Annotated in this window: 3 protein-coding genes and 1 pseudogene; 3 read left to right on the top strand and 1 reads right to left on the bottom strand. The window is 59.2% G+C overall.

Annotated features, from left to right (window positions below; translation table 11 throughout):
• Positions 1-352: 352 nt before the first annotated feature.
• The 3 genes and pseudogenes from SRAH_RS12050 to SRAH_RS13245 form a co-directional block, all read left to right on the top strand.
• Positions 353-766, top strand: a complete 414-nt coding sequence (locus SRAH_RS12050) for a hypothetical protein (RefSeq protein ID WP_149028936.1) — start codon at positions 353-355, stop codon at positions 764-766.
• 33 nt (positions 767-799) lie between these two features.
• Positions 800-1,111 (top strand): hypothetical protein, encoded by a 312-nt coding sequence (locus SRAH_RS12615; protein ID WP_149028935.1) that lies wholly within the window; start codon positions 800-802, stop codon positions 1,109-1,111.
• An 8-nt stretch (positions 1,112-1,119) separates the two neighbouring features.
• Positions 1,120-1,511 (top strand): annotated as a pseudogene (locus SRAH_RS13245) (polysaccharide biosynthesis protein); the annotation flags it as partial.
• Positions 1,512-1,524: 13 nt separating this feature from the next.
• On the opposite strand, the gene SRAH_RS05925 reads toward SRAH_RS13245, so the two are convergent.
• A partial coding sequence (locus SRAH_RS05925; protein ID WP_029462432.1) for a type II toxin-antitoxin system HicB family antitoxin occupies positions 1,525-1,707 on the bottom strand: 183 nt, incomplete at its 5' end.

The raw sequence follows: 1,707 nt of genomic DNA, 5'->3' as shown, positions 1-1,707 counted from the left end.
TGGTGGCTTCCCTTCACATGGCGCAATTCCCAGCCGTCGGCTTCGAGCATCTTGATGACTTGCCTGCTGTTCACGGTGGTTATTATAACCACTGCGGGATCTTCAAGCCGAGGGCGAAAACGGTGTTAGGGCGAAAACGGTGTCAGACCACGGTTTTCTCTGAAGCCACAGCAAGCCCCCGATCATCCTGAGCTTGCCGAAGGACTGGCTCAGGTGAACGGCGGACTGGATAATCTCGGCGAACACCTTGTTCTGACCCCAATTTCGGTCGCGGGGGTCGATACGGTGCCCTGCAAGGTTTTAAACTGTGATTCGCTCTAAGGGGTTTGCGCCGAACATTGCGCCACTGGCCTTGTTCAGGCAAGACAGCGCGCTCAAGGCGCATACGGCCTACAAGCTGGCCAAGGCGGGTGATCCGCATGCGGCGCTGGAGCTGGTGCTGGACGTGGCCGTTGCCTGGCTGCACGAGCACCGCAATCGTTTTACCCCTGGGCTCGTGTATGTGGCACCACATGCTCAGGAAGCCACGGGCGACAACGCCATACCGCAAACGCTGGCGGCGGTTTGTGCAGCCCTGTTTCAAGGACGGGTGGATACTGGCATCGTTCAGACGGACCGCGTGTATCACACTGGGGCTGACCCGATGGAGCGCATGGCGGCTCGGGCCCAGTTTGAAGGTGCGGTGCTTGCCGATGCAAGGTACGTGCTTGTCGATGACGTCACCAACTTGGGCGGAACGCTGGCAGAGTTGAATAACTACATTTAGGTGCATGGCGGCAGTGTGGTGGATGTGGTAGTCTTGGCCAACGCTGGTCGCGCCCAAGGGCTATTGCCTGAAAAAAAGTTTGTCAGGCTGATCAAGGAGCGGTTTGAAAATGAATTTACCGAAATCTTTGGCATCGAGCCAAGCGAACTCACAGCCAACGAAGCATCATACTTGGTTGGCTTTAAATCAATTGACGCCATCAGAAATCGCCTCGCTGCAGCAGAGCAAGAAATCGATCGCCGATTACGTTCAAAGGGAATTGAACGAACGAATGAAGCAACGCCACCTAGAGCACATGGTGCCCAAGGTGTAAGTGCGCCCGACCTCACCCCAAGGACTTCTTGAGCCAGGGGAGCACCGACAAAGCCGTGCGACCCACCAACCTCATGGGTGCCAGCAAACGCTTGGCCGAAATGGCCCTGCAGGCGCTGGCGGCGGCATCATCGGGCACGGGCATGGCTGGCTCAGCGGCCTGCGCCCCGGCGAAAAGCTGTACGAAGAGCTGCTGCTAGGCCACAACCCCAGCCCCACGCTGCACCCGCGCATCATGAAAGCGCAAGAGGAGTTTCTGCCCTGGGCGCAGCTAGAAACCCGCCTAGCCGAACTCGACCTGGCCCTGCAGCACAACGACGTGCCCACCATCCGGCTGCAAATGCAGCACCTGGTGCCCGGCTACACCCCGAACGAGGCGATTGTGGATTGGGTGTACCTGGAGCAGGCGGCCGAGGCTAGGCTGCGGGGGTAGGGCTGTTGTGGCTTCAGTGCATGGCCGCACGGGCAGCCTCCGCCAGAAAACCCGAACGGGTGCAACCGTGCGCCTTGGCGTAGTCATCGATTTTTGCCAAGAGGCGACGGGGCAGCGTGATGTTGATCTTCTCGGCCTTGCCTTCAAAGCGCGTTACATCGACATCGACCAGCGCCCAAACCCATCCGGCGTACTC

Origin of the sequence: Serpentinimonas barnesii, assembly GCF_000696225.1 — a bacterium.
Lineage (GTDB): Bacteria > Pseudomonadota > Gammaproteobacteria > Burkholderiales > Burkholderiaceae_C > Serpentinimonas > Serpentinimonas barnesii.
This window is presented reverse-complemented; position numbering and strand designations above follow the sequence as displayed.